This is a genomic window from Defluviimonas sp. SAOS-178_SWC, assembly GCF_039830135.1.
In the GTDB taxonomy this organism is placed as follows: Bacteria; Pseudomonadota; Alphaproteobacteria; order Rhodobacterales; family Rhodobacteraceae; genus Albidovulum.
The window spans coordinates 3,448,403-3,469,016 of the sequence record NZ_CP156081.1 but is presented as its reverse complement, the minus strand read 5'-3'; the positions used below and the strand labels follow the sequence as shown (position 1 = coordinate 3,469,016).

Genomic DNA, 20,614 nt, shown 5'->3' with positions numbered 1-20,614 from the left:
CCGAAGTTGATCTTGGACAAGGTGCGGGCCGCGCCGTCATGATTTTCTTGGCGGGCAGGAAAAGCAAAGGAACAGCGCCGATGTTGGACATCGCCCCGGCCACGGTCGTTCAGGTCATCCTTCTGGCCCGTGAAGGATCCGTCGCGGAAGCGCAGTTGCACGAGTTCATCGCCGGCCTCAACACCGACGAGAAGGCGCAACTGACCGCCATCGCTTGGGTCGGGCGCGGCTCTTTCGAGGCGGAGGAGTTCGACGACGCGGTTGAAACCGCGGCGACCGAGGCGACGACCCCGACCGAGGATTACCTGATGGGGATGCCGCATCTGGCCGAGAATCTGGAGGCCGGCCTCGAGGCGCTGGGTATAGATGTCACGGGCGAGGAAGAGGATCTCCTCTGACCCTTGCGGGGCGGGGGCGGGCACCCAATATATTCCTCAAATCGAATATGAGGTGATCCGATGGCGGAAGCCGTGAAACTGATCTGCGCGACCTGCGGGCAGGCCAACCGCGTGCCGGCGGCGCGGCTTGCCGAGGGGCCGAAATGCGGCTCTTGCGGGGATCCGTTGGTGACGGGCAAGGTGGCGGAACTCGATCTCGCGGGCCACGACAAGCTGACGCGCGGCGACGAGTTGCCGCTGATCGTCGATTACTGGGCGCCCTGGTGCGGGCCCTGCCGGATGATGGCGCCGGAATTCGCCAAGGCCGCGCAGGCGCTGAAGGGTCGGGCGCGCTTTGCCAAGATCGACACGCAGGATCATCCGGCCGTGTCGCAGCGGCTTGGCATTCGGGGCATTCCGCTTCTGATCCTCTGGCACAAGGGCCGCGAAGTGGCGCGTCTGCCCGGCGCCCGTCCGGCGGCCGAGATCGAGGCGTTCGTCCGCTCGAAGGCCGGCGCGGCCGTCTGATCCCGCGCCACATCGCCCTCAGGGCGCTTCGTAGCCGGGCGTGTCCCAGGGCAGGCCTTCGCCGGGGCGCTCTTCCTCCCCGGCTTGGCGTCGGGCGAGGAAGGCGCGGGCGAAAAGCTGCTCCGCCTCTGACAACTCTGCCGCGACGGCGCGAAGATCCTCTTCGCTCCGAAGCGCATTGAGGCCAGGTTCGTCCGCCAGAAGCGTCGGCGCGACGATGAAGAGCCGCCCGCCCGCCGACTGGATCGCCCCGCGCTCTAGCCGCGCCCGCGCGCCGGCGGGGTCCTCGCCGCCCGGCAGGAAGACGAGGACCTCTTCCGTCATGTGGTTCCGGCCACCGCGCCGCCATGCGGGACGCCATTGTAGCCCAGATGCAGAAGCGTCGAGGCGCACATCGACCAGTCGTTCGACTTCATGATGCAGTCGACACCGCCGCCCGGCGCGCAGACCGCGCAGTTGGCATTCGGCGCCCCGAAGACGCCCCAGGACCCGCCGCAGTTGCAATTCGACGAGGCGTATTCATCGGGGGCGTTGAAGATGTGCCCGGTCTCATGCGCGAAGACCCGGTCGATCTGGTTGGAGCCCCAGCCGTCATTGCCGAAATGCATGACGAGCTTCGGCCCGCCAAGCCCGGCATAGGCAAAATGCTTGAGCTTGTATTTCGTGAAGAAGGCAACATAGGCCCAGTTGGTGCCAAGCTGGGTGCGCAGGTTTCGCGCGTGGCGGCGCGCGCCCGCGATGCCGGTCGGCAGGCCGAGCTGTTGCAGCGCGGCGTCGCGCCACGGCGCCTCGAAATCCTCATAGGTGGTGCCGCTGGTCACTTCCGGCACGTCGACCGTCACGACCCGGATGTCGTGCACGAAGGTCACGTCGCGGGCCGGTGACTGGCTGGCGAGGAACGACAGGCCGTTCTGCACCTCGGACACGACCAGCGTCTGGTCCTGCTGGCTGAGCCTGAGGCTCGGCTTGTCGCCGCTGACGAGGATGAGCCCGACAGCGACACGACCGGTGAGCCGGGCCGACAAGGGCGGCTCCGCCCCGGCCTCGGCCGCCGGGGCCGGGCCTTCCTGGTCGCCGGCTTCGGCGATCTCGTCGCCAGGTAGATGGACGGGCATCGGCCCCCCGGCGGTTTCCGCGCCCCAGGTCAGGCCCTGATAGGGCCGGTCGAGCTTCCGCGCGCGGGTCTCGGGCGCGTTGCGCAGATCGAAGGCGGCGCGGCCGAGGGTTTCGGTCAGCGTCGGCGCCCCGGCGAGGTCCGGCTCGCGCTCGGGCGCGCCGGCGGGGGCTTCGGTCTCGCCGCCCTCCGCGATGGCGAGGCGGCCGTATTCGTGGAAGACCTGCGCCATCTGGCGGCGCGGCGTGAGTTCGAGCGCTTGCGCCTCTTCGGCGAATGTGAGGAATTCTGCGGTGTTGAGATCGGCGGTCATGATAGGCAACTCCAATGACGTCATGAAAATGCGCGCAGTCTACCACAAGGCGAGATTCGCCGCCACGAGCACGACGGCCCCGGCGCGTGTCCCGCGCCGGCGCGAAGTTCAAAAAAATGTCGGCCAAGTCCGCTTGACAATATCGCGTCGCTGGGCCACATGAGCACCCGGTGCGGGGCAGTAGCTCAGTTGGGAGAGCGCGTCGTTCGCAATGACGAGGTCAGGGGTTCGATCCCCCTCTGCTCCACCAAATCTCTCAAGCTAAGATGATGAAAAGACGGAGAAACCAAACTCATGGTTTCGGCTGTCCCACCATCCAGCCCACCATGCGGCGCATCGTTTCAATCTTTCGTGTCATCCTCCGGTAGCGCTCGTGCGACCGGCCATCGCAACACGGAGTTTGGAATGCACACCCAACAAACAGCGATCGAGTCGACCTTTGAAGCCTGGGCCACATGGTCACGGAGTTCTCTGATCCAACGGCGCAGGTCACGGACGATGAGCTGGATGCGGCCTGCGATCTGATCCGCGTTCTCGAAGGCGATGCGCTGGGAAAGCCGCCGGCCACGGTTCTCGATCTCTACCGAAAGATTGTCATGGTGCTGGACGCGCCAGAGGCAACCGACATGACGCACGCGGCCAAACTGGCTCGCGAGGCGCTGGCGGCGCTGGGCTTGCCGGCAAACAAAGTCTGATCAAAGGAGGATGAAGGATGGCTACGTCTGATACGACCACGCTGGCAGCACAAGGAATGTCGGGCATCCCGGCAACGCAAACCAAATCGCTTTCCGACTGCCAAACCGATGCCATCTACCTTCACGGCCTGATGCAAGGCATCGAAGAATTGATGGACAGCGTGACGCTCTCGCTGTCACCTGCGGCGAACGCGACCCATGCGCTTATTCACGTCGCTGCGGAGAAGGCGGAGCAACTGAAGGACGGCTTGGAGCGCTTGGAGATGATGCAGCGGAACAAGGCTCGGTAGGGGCCATCGAGACGGAGGACGCCCGGCGCCGCGTTGGGTGCCCTCGACACCAGCGCACGAATGGCGGAATCGCCGGCCGCCTTGGGTAATGAAACCCCGCTTTCCCGACTAGCATGATTGTGTGAGGATCTGGCCGCGCTCACTACCGGGCGCGGCCTTTCCTATCCGTGCATGAAGGATGACAAGCGATCGAACGGCTGACGGCAAGGGGGCACCTCGTGATGTCGTGGCGCAACCGCGACGAACCTGTCCCATTTTGCTTGCTTCCATTCCCGCGAATGGATCGCACCATCAAACCATGGGATCAAGCACCTAGTTCAACGCAAGCGCGCGGTCCGGGTGCAGCTCTGCGACGATACCGGAATTGTCCCGCTCCCAGGCCTTGAACCGGCGGTATCCGGCCTGGCTCAGGGAAAGCCGTTCGGCGGGGGGGCGGATCTCGAAGGCGTCGCGCTCCTCGTCGGTCAGGAAGCTCAACTTCACGGTCTCGTAGGCCGCGAGGCAGGCTGCGAGTTCGGACCCGCTGAGGCGGTTCTCGATCACCGCGAGGTCGCAGCCGTAATAGAATGCGAGGAGGAAAAGAAAATCTTGCATGGTGCCCTCACTGTTGATGAGGGGCGGGAAAAACCTAAAAAAACAAGAGAAAACCGGTTACGTCTAACCCGTCCCGTGATGGTCTCGCTCAAGAGGCGGAGACTCATTTGCGCGTACTCGAATCGTATCAGACAGGCTGTAAGCCACGTAGTCCGGAATTCCACCGCTCGGCGGATGGGACGGTAAAGTAGTGACTCCGGGCATGGTTCTGATGCTCGGGTCGCAGCCAGCCGCGCGAGGCCTTCCTCGACAACATGGATCAGGCTGACGATGCTGTTGGCCTCTCTGTCGGGGCAATTCAAACCGTCGAAATCCCGCGCCAGAGCAACGAGCCCATTGACGCAGCCGACCACCATCGTCAGCGACAATGGGACAGAGTTCACTTCAACGGCGATCCTGTCCTGGTGTCAGCGGACGGCCACCCAATGCCACTATATCGCGCCCGGAAAGCCCATGCAGAACGGGTTCATCGAGAGCTTCAATGGCCGGTTCCGCGATGAATTCCTGAACGGGGTCCTGTTCTCGACCCTGACCGACGCCCGCACCCGGATTGCCACCTGGAAGGAGGGCTACAACCGTCACAGACCCCATTCCGTCCTCGGGAACATCCCACCGGCTGAATTTGCCATGAAGATCAGACTGGAAATGCTGGCAGCTTAGGACCAGAAATCACCCCAAGGACTCTCCCGATCCCCGGAGGGAAGACAGGGCTCAGGTCACAATCAGCGCGTTGTTTATTGTTCCGTCCTGCATGGGGATTCACTACAGGATTTTAGCGCGTTATGCTTGTTGCGCTTGATACATAATGCCGGAAATATCCTCGGGGTGAATGCGCTCCGAAGGACGCAGAGGGGGCCAACGGCCCCTTGCCCGGTTGACTTTGGGCGCGGCGCGGATGAGGAAGGCGCCATGATCCAGACCCTGCTTCAGGTGGCCCTCGGCGGCGCGCTCGGCGCCTCGGCCCGGTACATGACGAACGTGGCCGCGATGCGGCTGATCGGCCCCGGCTTTCCCTGGGGTACCGTCGCGGTCAACATCGCGGGGTCGTTCCTGATGGGCGCGCTCGTCGTCGTCCTCGCCCACAAGGATGCGACGCGGATGGCACCGTTCCTGATGACCGGCGTTCTTGGCGGTTTTACCACATTCTCGGCCTTCTCGCTCGACGCGCTCACCCTCTGGGAACGGGGGCAGACCACGGTTGCCGCCGCCTATGTCGCCGGCTCGGTGATCCTGTCGCTGGCCGCCATTGTTGCGGGAATGGCCGCGGCGCGGGGGGCGTTCGCATGAGCGGCGTCAAGACCCTGACGGTTTCGGTGGACGAAGGCGAAAGCCGGCTCGACCGCTGGCTGAAGCGGCGCTTTCCCGAGATCACCCAGGGCCAGGTCGAGAAGCTCTGCCGCACCGGCCAGATCCGCGTGGATGGCGGGCGGGTCAAGGCCTCGACCCGGGTGACACCCGGGATGCAGGTGCGGGTGCCGCCGCTGCCGAAAGCCGATGCGCAGGCGCCGAAGCCCGAACCCGGGATCAGCGCGGCCGACGCGAAGATGATCCAGGCGGCGGTCCTCTGGAAGGACGAGCATATCATTGCGCTGAACAAGCCGCCGGGCCTGCCGTCGCAGGGCGGATCAGGCCAGGGCAACCGCCATGTGGATGGGCTGACCGGGGCGCTGATGTTCGGCTACAAGGACCCGCCGAAGCTCGTCCACCGGCTCGACAAGGACACGTCCGGGGTATTGCTCCTCGCCCGCACCTCGCGCATCGCCCGCGCCCTGTCGGAGGCGTTCCGGGCTCGCACGACCCGCAAGATCTACTGGGCCGCGGTTGCCGGGGTGCCGTCACCCAAGATGGGCACGATCCGCTTCGGCCTCGTCAAGGCGCCGGGACACGGCGGCGGCGGCGAGGGCGAGAAGATGATCGCCGTCCACCCGTCGAAGGTCGATGTGACCGCAGGCGCCAAGCGCGCGACGACCGACTATGCCGTCCTCGACGCGCTCGGCACGCGCGCCGCCTGGGTGGCGCTGGTGCCGATCACCGGGCGCACTCACCAGTTGCGCGCCCACATGGCCGAAATCGGTCACCCGATCGTTGGCGACGGCAAGTACGGCGGATCGGGTCAGGAGAACCTTGGCGACGGCTGGGGCGCCCAACTGGGCGGTGAGATCAGCCGCAAGCTGCATCTCCATGCCCGCTCGATCTCTTTCGACCATCCGATTACCGGCAAGCGCATCACGCTCACGGCGCCCTTGCCCGATCACATGAAGCGCACCTGGAAGACGCTCGGCTGGTCGGAGGCGGACGTACCCGCCGATCCCTTCGAGGACGGGGCATGACGGACCACCCGAGGCTCGTCGTCTTCGATGTCGACGGAACGCTGATCGACAGCCAGAACCACATCGTCGCGGCGATGCAATACGCTTTCGACGCAGGCGGTCACGTCCTGCCGCCGCGCGACGTGGTCCTCTCCATCGTCGGGCTGTCGCTGCCGGAGGCGGTGGCGCAGCTGGTGCCGGACCTGCCGGCAGAGGCGCAGTCGGGCATCGTCGCCGCCTACAAGCAGAGTTTCGGGAAGCTGCGGGCCGGGACGCTCTCGCCGCTCTTCCCCGGCGCCGCCGACGCGCTCGGTCGCCTTCTGGGGCGGCCCGACTTCTTGCTTGGCATTGCGACCGGAAAGTCGAGGCGAGGGCTCGACCATATCCTGGCGGCGCATGACCTCGCCGGGTATTTCGCGACCGCGCAGGTGGCGGACGATCATCCGTCGAAGCCGCATCCGGCGATGCTCCTGTCCGCGCTCGCCGAGACCGGGGCCCGAGCGACGAACGCGGTGATGATCGGCGACACCACCTACGACATCGAGATGGGGCGTGCCGCCGGAATGGCGACGATCGGCGTCAGCTGGGGGTATCACCGGGCCGAGGCCCTGATCGCCGCCGGTGCCGGGCAGGTGATCCACGACTTCGAGGCGCTGCTTCCCGCGCTCGACCGGGTATGGGAGGTTGCATGAGCGGCTGGACGGCGAAGCGGTTCTGGAAGGATGTGCGCACCGAGGCGGTCGAGGGCGGCTATGCCGTCTATCTTGATGCGCGTCCGATCCGCAGCCCCGCGAAGCGTCCGCTTGTCTTGCCAACCGTGGCGATGGCCGAAGCGGTCGCGGCGGAATGGGCGGCGGTCGACAAGGTCGTCGATCCGGGCGTGATGCCGGTCACCCGCTCCGCAAATGCCGCCATCGACAAGGTTGCTGTCCAGTTCGGCGAGGTGGCGGCGCTGATCGCCGCCTATGGCGGTTCCGATCTTCTCTGCTACCGCGCTGAGGGGCCCGAAGAACTGGTCCGTGCGCAAGCCGAAGCGTGGGATCCGCTGCTCGACTGGGCGTCGGACACCTATGGCGCACCGCTCGTCACCACGGTCGGGGTCATACCGGTCGCACAGTCGCCCGAAAGCCTCACACGGCTCTCCGCGCCGCTCTTCTCGGCATCGGCATTCGAACTGACGGCGCTTCACGATCTTGTCAGCCTGACCGGTTCGCTCGTCCTCGGGCTCGCCGCGACATGCGACGCTTTTGAGCCGGAAACGATCTGGCGGCTGTCTCGAATCGACGAGGACTGGCAGGCCGCGCAATGGGGCGAGGACGAGGAAGCCGCGCATGCTGCGGCGCGGAAACACGATGCGTTCCTACACGCCCGTCATTTCTGGGAAATTTCCGCGCTCCGGGCCTAACAAAATTTCGTCGGGCTGGCGGAAATGCGCTGTCTGGAAACCGATCCGGGCGCTCCAGAAGGCGTCCTTGCGCCCCGCGAATGCGTTCTTGACGTTCAGGGTTCATCTGTCAACACTGCGTCCACTGGGGACCAAACCCGAAAATCAGCGCCAGGACCACCTGGCCCTCACACACCGCCCGGGGACGGGCGGTAACTCAGGAAGAGGTAAGCATGAAAAAATCCGTATTCCTCGGGACGCTTGCGGCGAGCGCCCTGCTGGCCGGCTTCGCGGCGGCCGCGACGCTCGATGACGTCAAGGCCCGCGGCGAACTGGTTTGCGGCGTGAACACCGGTCTCGTAGGCTTTGCCGCGCCGGACGCGAACGGCAACTGGCAAGGCTTCGACGTCGCCATCTGCAAGGCCGTGGCGGCTGCCGTTCTCGGTGATGCCTCGAAGGTCAAGTACGTGCCGACCACGGGCGAGACCCGCTTCACCGCGCTCGCCTCGGGCGAGATCGACCTCCTGGCGCGAAACACGACCTGGACCTTCTCGCGCGACGCCGACCTCAAGTTCACCTTCGTCGGCGTGAACTACTACGACGGTCAGGGCTTCATGGTCCGCAAGGATCTTGGTGTGTCCTCCGCGAAAGAACTCGACGGCGCCACGGTCTGCATCCAGACCGGCACCACGACCGAGTTGAACCTGGCGGACTACTTCAAGGTCAACAACATGGCCTACCAGCCGGTTGCGATCCAGACCAACGCGGAAGGGGAACAGCAGTATCTTGCCGGGGCCTGCGACGCCTATACCACGGACGCTTCGGGCCTTGCCGCGACGCGCGCGATCTTCGCCGACCCGGAAAACCACATCATTCTGCCGGAGATCATCTCGAAAGAGCCGCTCGGGCCGCTCGTCCGTCAGGGCGACGATCAGTGGGCCGATATCGCCCGCTGGACGCTGAACGCTCTGATCGCCGCGGAAGAGTACGGCATCACCTCGGCCAATATCGAAGAACTGGCCAAGGGCACGAACAACCCGGAAGTCAACCGCATGCTCGGCTCCGAAGGTGATCTCGGCGCGATGCTCGGGCTCGACAAGGAGTGGGCGAAGCGCGCGATCGCGGCCTCCGGCAACTACGGCGAGGTCTTTGCCGCCAATATCGGCGAATCCACCCCGATCGGTCTGGCACGCGGCCTGAACGCGCAGTGGACCCAAGGCGGGCTGCTCTACACGCCGCCCTTCCGCTGATCTGGAACCATTCGAGGCGCGCGGGATCCCGCGCGCCTCTTTTGCAGCCTGGAATGATCTGAAGGCGGGGGCCACAACCCTCAAGAGACGGCAAAGCCGCACACGCCTTCGGCAATGGGGATATAGCAATGGCAATAGTCGCGGACACGCCGAGGGAATCCTTTCGGCTCGGGATGCTTATCTACGATACGCGGTATCGGTCGATCACGATCCAGATCATCGTGCTCGTCCTCTTTCTGCTCGGACTCTGGTGGCTTCTGGACAACCTGTTCAGCAACCTCGCGGATCGTGGCAAGGATCTGAGTTTCTCGTTCCTGTGGAATCGGGCCGGCTACGACATCAACCAGACGCTCATCCCCTATACCAACGACGACACGCATTTCCGCGCGATGCTCGTCGGTCTCGTCAACACCATCCTCGTTGCAGTTCTCGGCTGCATCGGCGCGACGGTGATCGGGGTTCTGGTCGGCGTTCTCCGGCTTTCGAAGAACTGGCTCGTCTCGAAACTTATGACGGTCTATGTGGAGACGTTCCGCAACGTGCCGGTGCTCCTCTGGATCCTCGTCGCTTTCGCGGTCTTTACCGAGATCACGCCGGCGCCGCGCGACTTCAAGGTGACGGACGAGATGATCGCGGCCGGGCAGGAACCGGCCGCCTCGATGGTTCTCTTCGATTCCGTTGCCATCACCAATCGCGGCACCTTCATTCCGAAGGCGCTTTATGATCGGTCGCTGGGTGAGTTCAATGTCGGGTTCCTGCCGATCAGCCTGAACACGATCGCCATTCTGGCCGTCATCGTCGGCAGCATCCTTGGCTACCGTGCGATCAAGCGAAACGCGACGGCGGTGCAGGAAGCGACCGGCGTCCGTCCCACGACCTGGTGGAAGAGCCTACTGGTGATTTTCGGCCCGATCGTCGTGCTGCTCCTCGCCTTGGGTTTCCATCTCGAAATCCCGACGCTCGGCGGCTTCAACTTTTCCGGCGGCATTCTCGTCTCGAACTCGCTGATGGCTTTGTGGCTTGGCCTGACGCTCTACACAGCGGCCTTTATCGCCGAGATCGTGCGGGCCGGGATCATGGCGATCTCGAAGGGGCAGACCGAGGCTTCCTATGCGTTGGGCCTGCGTCCCGGCCGCACGATGAGCCTCGTGATCCTGCCGCAGGCACTGCGTGTCATCATTCCGCCACTCATTTCCCAGTACCTGAACCTGACGAAGAACTCGTCGCTCGCCATCGCGGTCAGCTACATGGACCTTCGCGGCACGCTGGGCGGCATCACGCTGAACCAGACGGGGCGCGAACTGGAATGCATGCTCATCCTTATGCTGATCTACCTGGCGCTCAGCCTGATGATCTCGTCCGCGATGAACGTCTACAACAACGCCGTCAAGCTGAAGGAGCGCTGAGATGAGTGATCTGCACGCGCATTCCGCGCGCTATGTCCGCGACAGCATGCTTCCGCCCGAGGCCCCGCCGGCCCTCGAATCCGGGGCGCTCAAATGGCTCCGGGAAAATCTCTTTTCCGGTGTGTTCAACTCGGTCCTGACCGTTCTCGGCCTTCTGGCGGTGGTCTACCTGCTGCAACTCGCGCTGCCCTGGTTCCTGCACGGGGTCTGGAACGCAAACTCGCTCGGCGAATGCCGCAGCATCATCGCGGCGACCTGGGGCGAGGGGGCGCATGGCGCCTGCTGGGCGATGATCCGCGAGCGCTGGAACCAGTTCCTGTTCGGCTTCTATCCGTCGAGCGAGTACTGGCGGCCGATCCTCGCGCTGCTGCTTCTCTTCTACGCCCTTGCGCCTGTGCTCTTCGACGAGATGTCGAAGAAACTGATGGTCGCGATCGGCGTCGTCGCGGCGCTGGTCTTGTGGCTGGCGGCCGACAACGGTCAATGGATGCCGGTGGCGATCCTGGTCATCGTTGCGGGCGTCACCGCGCTCATGGGCTCGAGGGGCAGCCACTGGCCCCATAATCTGATGTGGTTCTCGCTGGTCTTTCCGGCGCTGGCCTTCTGGCTGCTCTGGGGCGGCTCGATCTGGCTGCCGATTGTGGCCCTTCTGGGCTTCGTCGTCGCGGGCCTTGTCCTGAGGTTCGCCACGCCGGCGATCGGGCTCATGCCGGCACTCGCGGTCGGGGTCGTGGCCGCTTTCCTCTGGTGGTACTTCGCCGCCGCGCCGTTGACCGATGCGCTGACAGGCATGACCGGCCGCAGTCAGCCGTTCTGGCTTCACGTCGTGAATTCCGATGAGTTCGGGGGCTTCGTCCTGGCGTTCACCATCGGCCTGTCCGGTATCGCCATTTCGTTGCCGATGGGCATCGTGCTGGCGCTGGGCCGGCAGTCCGACATGCTTCTCGTGAAGGCGCTTTGCGTGGGCTTCATCGAGTTCATCCGGGGCGTGCCGCTGATCACGCTTCTCTTCACGGCGTCGCTGCTCTTGAACTACTTCCTGCCGCCGGGGACCAACTTCGACATCATCCTGCGGGTCATCATCATGGTCACGCTTTTCTCGGCGGCCTATATCGCAGAGGTGATCCGGGGCGGCCTCGCCGCCCTGCCGCGCGGGCAGTACGAGGCGGCCGACGCGCTCGGCCTCGACTACTGGAAGGCACAGCGGCTGATCATCATGCCGCAGGCATTGAAGATCTCCATCCCCGGCATCGTGTCGTCCTTCATCGGTCTCTTCAAGGACACGACGCTTGTGGTGTTCGTGGCGCTCCTCGATCCCCTGAAAGGCATCACCGACGCCGTCCGCGCTTCCATCGAGTGGAAGGGCATCTACTGGGAGCCGTACATCTTCGTCGGCGCCATCTTCTTCATCATCTGCTTCAGCATGTCGAGGTACTCCATGTTCCTCGAAAACAAGCTGAAGCGTGAACACCGTTAAGGAGTGCCCCATGTCGGACCCACATGCCGTCACCCGTGAAATCGACCGCAGCCAGATGCAGGTCAGCGACGAGGTCGCGATCCAGATCACCAACATGAACAAGTGGTACGGGAGTTTCCACGTGCTCCGCGACATCAACATGACGGTGAACCGGGGCGAACGGATCGTCATCTGCGGCCCGTCAGGTTCGGGCAAGTCGACGCTGATCCGCTGCATCAACCGGCTGGAGGAGCACCAGCAGGGCAAGATCGTCGTCGACGGAATCGAGCTGACCAACGACCTCAAGAACATCGACAAGGTGCGCTCCGAGGTCGGGATGGTGTTCCAGCACTTCAACCTCTTCCCGCATCTGACGATCCTCGAAAACTGCACGCTGGCGCCGATCTGGGTGCGCAAGGTGCCGAAGAAGGAAGCCGAGGCGACGGCGATGCACTTTCTTGAAAAGGTGAAGATCCCGGAACAGGCCAACAAGTATCCCGGCCAGCTTTCCGGCGGTCAGCAGCAGCGGGTGGCGATCGCGCGCTCGCTCTGCATGAAGCCGCGGATCATGCTTTTCGACGAGCCGACGTCGGCGCTCGATCCAGAGATGATCAAGGAAGTGCTCGACACGATGATCGAGCTTGCCGAAGAGGGGATGACGATGCTTTGCGTGACCCACGAGATGGGCTTCGCCCAGGCCGTGGCGAACCGGGTGATCTTCATGGACCAGGGCCAGGTCGTCGAGCAGAACGAGCCGAAGGAGTTCTTCAACAACCCGCAGTCGGACCGGACGAAGCTGTTCCTCAGCCAGATCCTCGGTCACTGACGGCACTTGGCGAACGCGAAAGGCCCCGGCATTGCCGGGGCCTTGTCCTTTCCGGGGCGCTCAGTCTCGGCCCGACGGAACGAAGAAGTCCAGAACGCTGCCGGCGCCCGGCCGCAGGTCAGACCAGCTCGCGATCTCGAAATCGACGACCAGAGTCGCGGCGGTGGGATAGCGCTGGAAATCCGGATCGACCGGCCGGCGCGCCGGCAAGAGCGCGGCGAATTCCGCGATGCCGGGATTATGCCCGAGCATCAGCACACAGTCCCCGGTCGCGCCTCGAAGGATGTTCAGCATCACATCCGGCGAGGCATGATAGAGCGCATCGACAAAGTCCACCTCGGGCGTGACTTCCAGCGGGGCGGCGGCGATCCGTGTCCAGGTTTCACGAGTCCGGTTGGCGGTGGAGCAGAGCACCTGGTCCGGCTCATAGCCGCGCGACCCCAACCATTCGCCGAGCTCGAGCGCGGCCCGGCGCCCCCGCCCGTTCAGCGGCCGGTCATGGTCGGCGGTCGTCGGGTCGTCCCAGGAGGACTTCGCATGGCGGGTCAGGATCAGTCGGCGGTGGCCGGCAGGGGTCATGTGTGAAAGAGCCTCATATGATAGGCGGATTGTTCCGGCAGCCTGCCATAGGCCTGCGACACCGGGCAAGCGCGACGAACGAGGCAGCCGGAAGAAAGGCAATCTTCGCCTCGCGCAGTGTCCAGAAAGGCGTGGCAGGCAGGAACGTCGTATCCTTTCGCGGAAAGCGCGCCCGCGGGGCAGGCGGAACGGCAGGGTTGACCGGGGCAACTGGCGCAGGGCGAGGCCGGCGGCGGCGGTGGCAGGTCGATTTGCGCCGGCAAGAGGAGGGCGCCCCTGTACGAGGCGAACAGCCCCGCCCGGTCATGGACGAGCAATGTCACCGGCGACGCCCAGGCCCGCCCCGACCGGAGCGCCCAGCGGTAGAAGGGATGATAGGGAGGACCGCCGAAGGGAAAGAGCGCGGAGCCGCCGAAAGTCGTGGCGAGATCGCCGATCACCCGCGCCGACCAGCGGTCGAGCGGATCGGACCGCCCGTCCAGCCATTCCGGCGTTGCCGTCACATGCGGCCAGAAGCCGGGTTCGGCCGGGCCGAGGAGGAGGACCGTTCCGGTTCCGGGTGGCAGGCTGTCGCCGGCCCCGGGATGAAAGCCGCCGAAGACCGCGAGCCGGTGCGGCGCGGCTTTCGCCTCGACCTCGGCAAGAGCCGTCACTTTCCGCGCGGCTTCACGCGCGGTTCGGTCGAGCGGATGATCGAGCCGGCGCCGTGGTCGGTGAAAAGTTCCAGAAGGCACGCATTGGGCTGGCGCCCGTCGAGGATGACCGTCGCGCGCACCCCGCCCTCGACGGCGGCGAGCGCGGTTTCGACCTTGGGGATCATGCCGCCCGAGATCGCGCCCTTCGCGATCATGTCGCGCACGTCGGCGGGGGTGAGCTGGGTCACGACCTCGCCGTTTTCGTTCTTCACGCCCGACACGTCGGTCAGTAGCAGAAGGCGATCCGCCTTCAGCGCCGCCGCAATGGCGCCTGCGGCCGTGTCGCCGTTGACGTTGAACGTCTCGTTCGCCTCCATGCCGGTGGCGACGGGGGCCACGACCGGGATGATTCCGGCCGCGAAGAGATCGCGCAGGACCTGCACGTTCATCTCCACCGGCTTGCCGACGAAGCCGAGCTCCGGATCGTCTGCGACACAGACCATGAGGTCGTCGTCCTTGCCCGACAGGCCGACGGCACGTCCGCCCTCGTCCATGATCGCCTGGACGATCCGCTTGTTGACGAGGCCCGTCAGCACCATTTCGACGACCTCGACGGTGGCTTTGTCCGTCACCCGCTTGCCGCGCACGAATTCCGACTTGATGCCGAGCCGGGACAGGAGATCGTTGATCATCGGCCCGCCGCCGTGGACGACGACAGGGTTCACGCCGACCTGGCGCATGAGAACGATGTCGCGGGCGAACTCGGCCATCGCTTCCTCGTCGCCCATCGCATTGCCGCCGAACTTCACGACGACGACGGCCCCGGCGTAGCGCTGCAAGTAGGGCAAGGCTTCGGACAGTGTCTTGGCGGTGGCGATCCAGTCACGGTTCATGTCTTGCTTTCTCATCGCGCGGGGTCCTCGTTGCGGTTTCCGTGTTATCCGCTCGGCCGGCCCCTGCCAAGGCCCGTGCGCTGTTGCCTTCCGCCGCCGAAGGCTTAGCTTCAGCCGCAAGCGACCGGAGGCCGAGCCGATGACAAGCGAGACGAAAACCCTTCTGCTGACCGGCGCGTCGCGCGGGATCGGCCATGCCACGGTGATGCGTTTCGCGCGCGCGGGCTGGCGGGTAATCACCTGTTCGCGCCAGCCCTTCCCCGAGGAATGCCCCTGGGGCGGCGGGCGGGAAGATCACATCCAGATCGATCTGGCCGATCCGAGTCGGACGATCGCGGCGATCGAGGTGATCCGCGCCAAGCTGAACGGCAGGCTCGATGCGCTCGTGAACAATGCCGGCATCTCACCCAAGGCACCGGGAGGCGGGCGGCTCAACACACTGGACACGGATCTCAAGACCTGGGGCCATGTCTTCCACGTCAATTTCTTCGCCTCCATCGTCCTCGCCCGGGGGCTGAGGGAGGAGCTGTCGGCGGCAAAGGGAGCGGTCGTCAACGTCACCTCCATCGCTGGGTCGCGGGTGCATCCATTCGCGGGTGCCGCCTATGCGACGTCCAAGGCCGCCCTGAAGGCGCTCACGCGCGAGATGGCGCATGATTTCGGGCCCCTGGGGGTGCGCGTCAATGCGATAGCGCCGGGCGAGATCGAGACCTCGATCCTGTCGCCGGGGACGGAGAAGATCGTCGAAGGCCTGCCCCTGCGCCGGCTCGGCCAGCCGTCCGAGGTCGCTGACGTGATCTGGTTCCTCTGCTCCGACGCCTCGTCCTATGTCACCGGGACCGAGATCGAGGTGAATGCCGGGCAGCATGTCTGACGCTTTCGCCCCGGCCGCTTCCGAGGTGCGTCGACCGCAAGGGTGAGTGGCTATTCGAGCGTCGCGATGATGGCGCGCAGCGTCTCGATTCCGTCGCCCTTTTCGGACGAGGTGACGACAAGCTCGGGGAAGGCGGCGGGATGCTTCTGGAGCGCTGCGCGAACTTGGGCGATGGTTTTTTCCTGATCGGCGCTCTTCACCTTGTCGGCCTTGGTCAGAATCACCTGAAAGGTCACGGCGGAGCGGTCGAGCAGGGTCAGGATCTCCTCGTCCACCGCCTTGATGCCATGGCGCATGTCGATCAGCACGAAAGCCCGGCGCAGGGTCGAGCGGCCGGCAAGGTAGGATTTGAGCAACCGCTGCCACTTCGCGACGACCGCAACCGGCGCCTCGGCAAAGCCGTAGCCGGGCAGGTCGACGAGGTAATGGCTGTCACCTGCGGCGAAGAAGTTGATTTCCTGGGTCCGGCCCGGCGTGTTCGAGGCCCGGGCGAGCGCCTTGCGGCCGGTGAGCGCGTTGATGAGGGAGGATTTCCCGACATTCGACCGCCCGGCGAAACAGACTTCGAGCCGGTCGGCGGGCGGCAGCCCCTCCATCGCGACGACGCCCTTGAGAAAGTCGACCGGCCCCGCGAACATCAGCCGTCCGGCTTCGCGGGCAGCGGTTTCAGGCTCCGGCGCGAGCGGGAAGGGTTGGGTCACGGCAAAAGCTCCACCACGTCGCCGGCTGAGACCGTGCCCGCCTCGATCACCTTGGCGTAGACCCCGAAATCCTGATCGTCGTGCAGGGCGCGGAGCGCCTTCAGCGTGTCGGCATCGCGCGCCCCGGTCGCGGGGTTGGCTGTCGTTGCGAGGCAGCGAACCTGCGGTTCCACGACCTCGATCACGGCGGTCCCAAGCCGCAGCCGGCGTCCGATCCAGCCGCGTTCCTCGAACGGCCTGGAGCCTTCGATCCAGAAGTTCGCCCGCCATCGCAGCGGCGAGAGGTCGAGCCCCATATATTCGCCAAGCGCCCGGTTCGACGCGAGCGAGATAAGCGAAATCGAAGGGTAGTCGGTATCGGTCATGCCGCGATCCGCAACCGAGTAGATCCGCGCCGGGCGCGCGCGCTCGGGCGGGCAGAGCGGCCCGACCCAATCGAGGAAACGCGCGGCATCCTCGGCGTCGTCCGGGCGGAAGACGATCTCTGCCGCATCCGGGTGGTGGAGCGTCAGCGTCCCTGTCGCCTCGTCGAGCCGCGCGTCGATCGCCGTCAGTTTCGGCGCCTTCGATCCGATCGAGAAATTCGCGCAAGGGCCCCATTCGCCTTCGGTCAGCTTCGCCGCCTCGTGCGCGACCGCCCAGTGCCGGTCCCAGGGCAAGCCCCGGCCCGGCACGAGGGTAACTGCGGAAAGCGCCTCGCGTCCGTGCGCCTTCAACGGATGCCGCTGAATGGAGGCGACCGACGGCGTCACTTCGCCGCCGGCTTTTTACGTTTGAAGCCGGCCCGGATATTGCCGAAGAGGTCGGGGCGTTTCCCGTGCATCGACATGATCGTGTACTGCTGGATGAAGGTGATCGTGTTGTTGGCGATCCAGTAAAGGACGAGGCCGGATGCGAACGATCCCAGCATGAACATGAAGATCCACGGCATCCAGGCGAAGATCGCCTGTTGGGTCGGATCAGTCGGCGCCGGGTTCAGCTTCTGCTGGAACCACATCGAGATGCCGAGGAGAATCGGCAGCACACCGAGCGAGAAGATGAAGAAGATCGAACCGTGTTCGGGCGTGGCGTAGGGCAGGAGCCCGAAGAGGTTGAGGATGGAGGACGGATCGGGCGCCGACAGATCCTTGATCCAGCCGAACCACGGTGCGTGGTAAAGTTCGATCGTGACGTAGATCACCTTGTAGAGCGAGAAGAAGATGGGGATCTGGAGAAGGATCGGCAGGCATCCGGAGGCGGGGTTGACCTTGTTCTTCTTGTAAAGGTCCATCATCCCTTTCTGCATCTTCTGCCGGTCGTCGCCGGCGGCTTCCTTCAGGGCCTCCATCTCGGGCTGGAGTTCCTTCATCTTCGCCATGGAGATGTAGGATTTGCGCGCCAGCGGGAAGACGATGAGCTTGATGATGACGGTGAGCGCGATGATCGCCCAGCCCATGTTGCCGATGGCGCCGTGGAGCCAGTGAAGAAGCCGGAACATCGGCTTCGTGAGGAAGAAGAACCAGCCCCAGTCGATCGATTCGATGAAGCTCTTGATGCCGGTCACGTCCTGATAGCGCTTGATGACCTCCCATTCCTTGGCGCCGGCGAAGAGCATGGTCGTCGCTTCGGCAGAGGTGCCGGGGGCGACCTCCATCACGGGAAAACGCGCTTCGGTCTGGTAGATATCGGCGCCGGGAACGTATTTCGCGACGGACGTGAACGCCTGGCCGGGCGCGGCGACGAGCGTCGTCATCCAGTACTTGTCGGTGAAGCCGATCCAGCCATCGCTCGCGACGGCGACACTCTCGGCCGGTGTCCCCTCGCGCGGGTCGGTGTCGAGTTTGGGGATATCCTTGTACTTGATCTCCTCAAGCGTTCCGTCGGACTGTCGCACGATACCTTCATGCAGAACGTAGATGCGGCGCTCGTCGGGAATGCCGTGGCGGGCGACGATGCCGTAGGGGGCGAGCCGTACCGCAGCGCCTGTCGTGTTCTCTACCGACTGGGCGACGGTGAAGAGATAGGTGTCGTCGACCTCGATGCGGCGGTGGAAGACCAGGCCGGCGCCGTTGTCCCACCGCAGCGTGACCGGCTGACCGGGGCCGAGGGTGGTTCCGGCCTCGACCTCCCACATCGTCCTCGCGTTCGGCACGAGGGCCGCGTCGAGCCCGCCTGCGGGCAGCCATCCATAAACGGCATAGTACGGACGGGCGGCATTCAGCTCGGTTCCGCCGATGGGGGCGAGGAGGCGCACGTTCGGCGAGCCTGCGCCGAGCGAGACCTTGTAGTCCTTGAGCGACAGGTCGTCGATCCGGCCGCCAAGAAGCGAGATGGAGCCGCCGAGGCGCGGCGTGTCGATGGCGATGCGCGGCGCGGCGGCAAGCTCGGCCGCGGCGGCGTCGACTGCGGGCGCCGGTGCGGCGGTTTCGACATTTCCAACGGCGGGCGCGGGCGCATCGGCGCTTTGCGTGGTTGCGGCTGGCGTGTTGGGATCGCTCGTCGTCTCGGGCGGCGGGAAGAGCGTGAACCAGATCAGGATCACGAGGAACGACAGCACCGTCGCCAGTATGAGATTCTTGTTCTGATCGTCCATGAGGGACTTACCACCCGTCCTGCCGAAGTCAGGGCAGGTTCAACAGAACGGGCAGCGAAAGGTCAAGCGGTTTTCCCGTGAGCGGGGCCGGGCGGGGCCGCTGGAATGCGTCGTCGTGGCGGTGACCGGCGACGTGGAACAGGTGTTATGCCGCCGTGCGGGCTTTTCGTCCCCTTGACGGCGCGCGCGCCCCACAGCTGGCAGCAATTCCTTGGGGGGGAAGCGATCAGCCCGCGCGACGCGCGAGGTCCGGTGTCGCGCCCAGCTTGGCACGGTGCTTTCCGAGCCAGTCCTCCGTTGCCGCGAGCGGCATCGGCCGGGCGATCGCGAAACCCTGGACATGGGTGCAGCCAAGCTGCGCGAGATGCGCGTGCTCGCCGATCGTTTCCACGCCCTCGGCGAGGGTCTGAAGGCCCAGCCGCTCGGCCATCGACAGGATCGCCGCGACCATGCGCTGCTGCGACTGGTCGGTGTCGACCCGCGTGACATAGGAGCGGTCGATCTTGATCCGTCCGACGGCGAAGCGGCGGATCGAGGACAGGGAGGCGTGCCCGGTGCCGAAATCGTCGAGATCGATTCCGCAACCAAGTTTCGCGAGCGCGTTTATGTTGCGCACGACGACGTCGTTGTCCGTCTCGGCCACGACCGACTCGAGGATCTCCACCGTCAGCCGGTCGGGTGTGAGGTCGAAGCGGTCGAGTTCCCATTTCAGTTTCGCGGCGAGGTTCGGGTTGCGCAGCTCCACGCCCGAGAAGTTGACGGAAATGGAGGGCACGCGGAGCGCCGCCCGGTCCCAGCCGCACAAGGCGGCCAGCGCTTGTCCGAGAATGATTTCGCCGAGACGCTCGCCAAGACCGGCGGAAAGGATCGAGGGAAGGAAATGGCAGGGTGTCAGAACGCCACGTTCCGGGTGCTGCCAGCGCGCCAGCGCTTCGAACCCGGCCACGTCGCCGGTATCTGTCGAGAGCTGAGGCTGGAAATAGGCGACAATCTCTCCGCGTTCGAGCGCGGCTTCGACCTGGTCGCGCAGTTTGTCGCGTTCGGTCGCGGCGCGGGCGATGTCGGCGGAGAACGCGCGGATGCCGCCGGGTCCGTTGCGCCGCGCGTCCTCGTAGGCAAGGCTCGCAGCCTCGAAGGCGCTCTCGCCCGTGTGCTCCGGCGCCCGGCCGGTCAGGCAGAAGCCGACGGAGGCGCTGACATAGACCGTCATCGCGTCGATGCTGAACGGCTCCCCCACTGCCGCCTTCAGCCGTCCGGCAATCTGGATGACCGCCTCGAGATCCATGCGCCGCGCCGGCGCGAGGGCGATGGCGAACAGTGCGCCATCGACACGGCCGAGGACGTCGCGTTCGCGCAGGACGCCGGAGAGTCGCTCTCCGACCTTCGCCAAAGTCTTGTCATAGGCCTCCTGGCCATAGGTCTCGATCAGCTTCGTCGGTTCGTCGAGGCCGATGACGAGGCAGGCAGAGCTTCGCCCGGTATCCTCCTGCGTCTCATGGCTCCGGTCGAGCGCCGCGGTCACGAGGTGGCGGGGAGGCACCGGCACGGCATACTCGCCTTCGTGGAAAGCGATCGGTCCCGCCAGGCTGCGGCGTCTCTGCGCCAGAATGGCCAGCGGAACCCCCGCGACCCCCGCGACGATCGCGCCGCGCGGACCGAACCACAGAAGCGCGAATGCCAGCGCCGGATAAAGCGCCAGGAATTCCGGCTGGATCAGCCGCAGGGCCTCGCGGTGAAGAGCGGCAGCGATGTCTTGCCTGAGCATGGCGGACCCCTTCCTGTGCGGGCCGCAATCCGACCCCGTCGCCTGAACGCTAG

The 20,614-nt window shown here is 65.2% G+C and carries 23 protein-coding genes, 1 tRNA gene and 1 pseudogene; 15 read left to right on the top strand and 10 right to left on the bottom strand.

Translation table 11 applies throughout. The annotated features are described in order from the left end of the window. The first annotated feature begins 80 nt into the window (after positions 1 to 80). Positions 81 to 398, top strand: a complete 318-nt coding sequence (locus tag V5734_RS17925; RefSeq protein WP_347310968.1) for a DUF3775 domain-containing protein — start codon at positions 81 to 83, stop codon at positions 396 to 398. A gap of 60 nt (positions 399 to 458) precedes the next feature. Next, positions 459 to 905 carry a thioredoxin TrxC gene (gene trxC / locus V5734_RS17920; RefSeq protein ID WP_347310967.1) on the top strand — a complete coding sequence of 149 codons (447 nt, stop codon included), beginning with the start codon at positions 459 to 461 and terminating at the stop codon, positions 903 to 905. 18 nt (positions 906 to 923) lie between these two features. Here trxC and V5734_RS17915 read toward each other — a convergent pair whose 3' ends face one another. Together V5734_RS17915 and V5734_RS17910 are read right to left on the bottom strand one after the other, a co-directional pair. Then, positions 924 to 1,229, bottom strand: coding sequence for a hypothetical protein (locus V5734_RS17915; RefSeq protein ID WP_347310966.1), 306 nt, complete (start codon positions 1,227 to 1,229; stop codon positions 924 to 926). Then, positions 1,226 to 2,332, bottom strand: coding sequence for a hypothetical protein (locus tag V5734_RS17910; RefSeq protein WP_347310965.1), 1,107 nt, complete (start codon positions 2,330 to 2,332; stop codon positions 1,226 to 1,228). The genes V5734_RS17915 and V5734_RS17910 overlap by 4 nt, the downstream gene beginning before the upstream one ends. A 174-nt stretch (positions 2,333 to 2,506) precedes the next feature. On the opposite strand from V5734_RS17910, the gene V5734_RS17905 reads away from it, so the two are divergent. The 3 genes from V5734_RS17905 (at position 2,507) to V5734_RS17895 (ending at position 3,317) form a co-directional block, all read left to right on the top strand. Continuing rightward, positions 2,507 to 2,582 (top strand) — tRNA-Ala (locus tag V5734_RS17905). Positions 2,583 to 2,787: 205 nt separating this feature from the next. Next, positions 2,788 to 3,027, top strand: coding sequence for a hypothetical protein (locus V5734_RS17900; RefSeq protein WP_347310964.1), 240 nt, complete (start codon positions 2,788 to 2,790; stop codon positions 3,025 to 3,027). Positions 3,028 to 3,044: 17 nt separating this feature from the next. Further along, entirely contained in the window at positions 3,045 to 3,317 is a 273-nt protein-coding gene (locus V5734_RS17895; RefSeq protein WP_347310963.1) for a hypothetical protein, read from the top strand. A gap of 312 nt (positions 3,318 to 3,629) precedes the next feature. Here V5734_RS17895 and V5734_RS17890 read toward each other — a convergent pair whose 3' ends face one another. Further along, complete coding sequence (locus tag V5734_RS17890; protein WP_347310962.1) at positions 3,630 to 3,911, bottom strand: hypothetical protein; 282 nt, start codon at positions 3,909 to 3,911, stop codon at positions 3,630 to 3,632. A gap of 342 nt (positions 3,912 to 4,253) precedes the next feature. Between V5734_RS17890 and V5734_RS17885 the strand changes: the two are divergent. The 9 genes and pseudogenes from V5734_RS17885 to V5734_RS17845 form a co-directional block, all read left to right on the top strand. Further along, positions 4,254 to 4,538: pseudogene (locus V5734_RS17885) on the top strand (integrase core domain-containing protein); the annotation flags it as partial. Positions 4,539 to 4,820: 282 nt separating this feature from the next. After that, complete coding sequence (gene crcB, locus V5734_RS17880; RefSeq protein WP_347310961.1) at positions 4,821 to 5,198, top strand: fluoride efflux transporter CrcB; 378 nt, start codon at positions 4,821 to 4,823, stop codon at positions 5,196 to 5,198. Further along, the gene (locus tag V5734_RS17875) at positions 5,195 to 6,241 is read left to right on the top strand and encodes an RluA family pseudouridine synthase (protein WP_347310960.1); all 1,047 of its coding nucleotides are present in this window, start codon (positions 5,195 to 5,197) and stop codon (positions 6,239 to 6,241) included. Before crcB ends, V5734_RS17875 begins: the two co-directional genes overlap by 4 nt. Next, positions 6,238 to 6,912, top strand: coding sequence for an HAD-IA family hydrolase (locus V5734_RS17870; RefSeq protein ID WP_347310959.1), 675 nt, complete (start codon positions 6,238 to 6,240; stop codon positions 6,910 to 6,912). Before V5734_RS17875 ends, V5734_RS17870 begins: the two co-directional genes overlap by 4 nt. Continuing rightward, positions 6,909 to 7,625, top strand: coding sequence for an ATP12 family chaperone protein (locus V5734_RS17865; protein WP_347310958.1), 717 nt, complete (start codon positions 6,909 to 6,911; stop codon positions 7,623 to 7,625). Before V5734_RS17870 ends, V5734_RS17865 begins: the two co-directional genes overlap by 4 nt. A gap of 212 nt (positions 7,626 to 7,837) precedes the next feature. Next, the gene (locus tag V5734_RS17860; RefSeq protein ID WP_347310957.1) at positions 7,838 to 8,854 is read left to right on the top strand and encodes an amino acid ABC transporter substrate-binding protein; all 1,017 of its coding nucleotides are present in this window, start codon (positions 7,838 to 7,840) and stop codon (positions 8,852 to 8,854) included. Between the two features lie 128 nt (positions 8,855 to 8,982). Beyond that, positions 8,983 to 10,260 carry an amino acid ABC transporter permease gene (locus V5734_RS17855; protein WP_347310956.1) on the top strand — a complete coding sequence of 426 codons (1,278 nt, stop codon included), beginning with the start codon at positions 8,983 to 8,985 and terminating at the stop codon, positions 10,258 to 10,260. Position 10,261: 1 nt separating this feature from the next. Beyond that, the gene (locus tag V5734_RS17850) at positions 10,262 to 11,737 is read left to right on the top strand and encodes an amino acid ABC transporter permease (protein ID WP_347310955.1); all 1,476 of its coding nucleotides are present in this window, start codon (positions 10,262 to 10,264) and stop codon (positions 11,735 to 11,737) included. Positions 11,738 to 11,747: 10 nt separating this feature from the next. Further along, entirely contained in the window at positions 11,748 to 12,542 is a 795-nt protein-coding gene (locus tag V5734_RS17845) for an amino acid ABC transporter ATP-binding protein (RefSeq protein WP_347310954.1), read from the top strand. Positions 12,543 to 12,602: 60 nt separating this feature from the next. Here V5734_RS17845 and V5734_RS17840 read toward each other — a convergent pair whose 3' ends face one another. The 3 genes from V5734_RS17840 to argB are packed head-to-tail and all read right to left on the bottom strand — an operon-like array spanning position 12,603 to position 14,649. Next, on the bottom strand, positions 12,603 to 13,121 hold the full coding sequence (locus tag V5734_RS17840; protein ID WP_347310953.1) for a SixA phosphatase family protein: 519 nt from the start codon (positions 13,119 to 13,121) through the stop codon (positions 12,603 to 12,605). Next, complete coding sequence (locus V5734_RS17835; protein WP_347310952.1) at positions 13,118 to 13,774, bottom strand: ferredoxin; 657 nt, start codon at positions 13,772 to 13,774, stop codon at positions 13,118 to 13,120. The genes V5734_RS17840 and V5734_RS17835 overlap by 4 nt, the downstream gene beginning before the upstream one ends. Next, positions 13,771 to 14,649: an acetylglutamate kinase gene (argB, locus tag V5734_RS17830; RefSeq protein ID WP_347313661.1), complete on the bottom strand. Its 879-nt coding sequence runs from the start codon at positions 14,647 to 14,649 to the stop codon at positions 13,771 to 13,773. The genes V5734_RS17835 and argB overlap by 4 nt, the downstream gene beginning before the upstream one ends. 139 nt (positions 14,650 to 14,788) lie before the next feature. Between argB and V5734_RS17825 the strand changes: the two genes are divergently transcribed. Continuing rightward, positions 14,789 to 15,523 carry an SDR family NAD(P)-dependent oxidoreductase gene (locus V5734_RS17825; protein ID WP_347310951.1) on the top strand — a complete coding sequence of 245 codons (735 nt, stop codon included), beginning with the start codon at positions 14,789 to 14,791 and terminating at the stop codon, positions 15,521 to 15,523. Positions 15,524 to 15,573: 50 nt separating this feature from the next. Here the strand turns inward: V5734_RS17825 and yihA are convergent, their stop codons facing one another. The 4 genes from yihA to V5734_RS17805 all read right to left on the bottom strand — a co-directional run bounded on the left by yihA (position 15,574) and on the right by V5734_RS17805 (position 20,561). Continuing rightward, the gene (gene yihA / locus V5734_RS17820) at positions 15,574 to 16,224 is read right to left on the bottom strand and encodes a ribosome biogenesis GTP-binding protein YihA/YsxC (protein ID WP_347310950.1); all 651 of its coding nucleotides are present in this window, start codon (positions 16,222 to 16,224) and stop codon (positions 15,574 to 15,576) included. Then, positions 16,221 to 16,976, bottom strand: a complete 756-nt coding sequence (locus tag V5734_RS17815; RefSeq protein WP_432759644.1) for an MOSC domain-containing protein — start codon at positions 16,974 to 16,976, stop codon at positions 16,221 to 16,223. The genes yihA and V5734_RS17815 overlap by 4 nt, the downstream gene beginning before the upstream one ends. Beyond that, a complete protein-coding gene (yidC, locus tag V5734_RS17810; RefSeq protein ID WP_347310948.1) occupies positions 16,973 to 18,796 on the bottom strand; it encodes a membrane protein insertase YidC in 1,824 nt (607 codons plus the stop codon). The genes V5734_RS17815 and yidC overlap by 4 nt, the downstream gene beginning before the upstream one ends. A gap of 226 nt (positions 18,797 to 19,022) precedes the next feature. Beyond that, positions 19,023 to 20,561, bottom strand: coding sequence for a putative bifunctional diguanylate cyclase/phosphodiesterase (locus V5734_RS17805; protein ID WP_347310947.1), 1,539 nt, complete (start codon positions 20,559 to 20,561; stop codon positions 19,023 to 19,025). Positions 20,562 to 20,614 lie beyond the last annotated feature (53 nt).

Bases quoted from the DNA above. Each gene is read 5' to 3' on its own strand.
- V5734_RS17915 (WP_347310966.1), bottom strand. From the start codon at position 1,229: ATGACGGAAGAGGTCCTCGTCTTCCTGCCGGGCGGCGAGGACCCCGCC.
- V5734_RS17875 (WP_347310960.1), top strand. From the start codon at position 5,195: ATGAGCGGCGTCAAGACCCTGACGGTTTCGGTGGACGAAGGCGAAAGC.
- V5734_RS17825 (WP_347310951.1), top strand. From the start codon at position 14,789: ATGACAAGCGAGACGAAAACCCTTCTGCTGACCGGCGCGTCGCGCGGG.
- V5734_RS17805 (WP_347310947.1), bottom strand. From the start codon at position 20,561: ATGCTCAGGCAAGACATCGCTGCCGCTCTTCACCGCGAGGCCCTGCGG.
- V5734_RS17910 (WP_347310965.1), bottom strand. From the start codon at position 2,332: ATGACCGCCGATCTCAACACCGCAGAATTCCTCACATTCGCCGAAGAG.
- V5734_RS17865 (WP_347310958.1), top strand. From the start codon at position 6,909: ATGAGCGGCTGGACGGCGAAGCGGTTCTGGAAGGATGTGCGCACCGAG.
- V5734_RS17845 (WP_347310954.1), top strand. From the start codon at position 11,748: ATGTCGGACCCACATGCCGTCACCCGTGAAATCGACCGCAGCCAGATG.
- V5734_RS17860 (WP_347310957.1), top strand. From the start codon at position 7,838: ATGAAAAAATCCGTATTCCTCGGGACGCTTGCGGCGAGCGCCCTGCTG.
- V5734_RS17870 (WP_347310959.1), top strand. From the start codon at position 6,238: ATGACGGACCACCCGAGGCTCGTCGTCTTCGATGTCGACGGAACGCTG.
- argB (WP_347313661.1), bottom strand. From the start codon at position 14,649: ATGAACCGTGACTGGATCGCCACCGCCAAGACACTGTCCGAAGCCTTG.
- V5734_RS17890 (WP_347310962.1), bottom strand. From the start codon at position 3,911: ATGCAAGATTTTCTTTTCCTCCTCGCATTCTATTACGGCTGCGACCTC.
- V5734_RS17840 (WP_347310953.1), bottom strand. From the start codon at position 13,121: ATGACCCCTGCCGGCCACCGCCGACTGATCCTGACCCGCCATGCGAAG.
- V5734_RS17850 (WP_347310955.1), top strand. From the start codon at position 10,262: ATGAGTGATCTGCACGCGCATTCCGCGCGCTATGTCCGCGACAGCATG.
- trxC (WP_347310967.1), top strand. From the start codon at position 459: ATGGCGGAAGCCGTGAAACTGATCTGCGCGACCTGCGGGCAGGCCAAC.
- crcB (WP_347310961.1), top strand. From the start codon at position 4,821: ATGATCCAGACCCTGCTTCAGGTGGCCCTCGGCGGCGCGCTCGGCGCC.
- V5734_RS17925 (WP_347310968.1), top strand. From the start codon at position 81: ATGTTGGACATCGCCCCGGCCACGGTCGTTCAGGTCATCCTTCTGGCC.
- V5734_RS17900 (WP_347310964.1), top strand. From the start codon at position 2,788: ATGGTCACGGAGTTCTCTGATCCAACGGCGCAGGTCACGGACGATGAG.
- yidC (WP_347310948.1), bottom strand. From the start codon at position 18,796: ATGGACGATCAGAACAAGAATCTCATACTGGCGACGGTGCTGTCGTTC.
- V5734_RS17855 (WP_347310956.1), top strand. From the start codon at position 8,983: ATGGCAATAGTCGCGGACACGCCGAGGGAATCCTTTCGGCTCGGGATG.
- V5734_RS17895 (WP_347310963.1), top strand. From the start codon at position 3,045: ATGGCTACGTCTGATACGACCACGCTGGCAGCACAAGGAATGTCGGGC.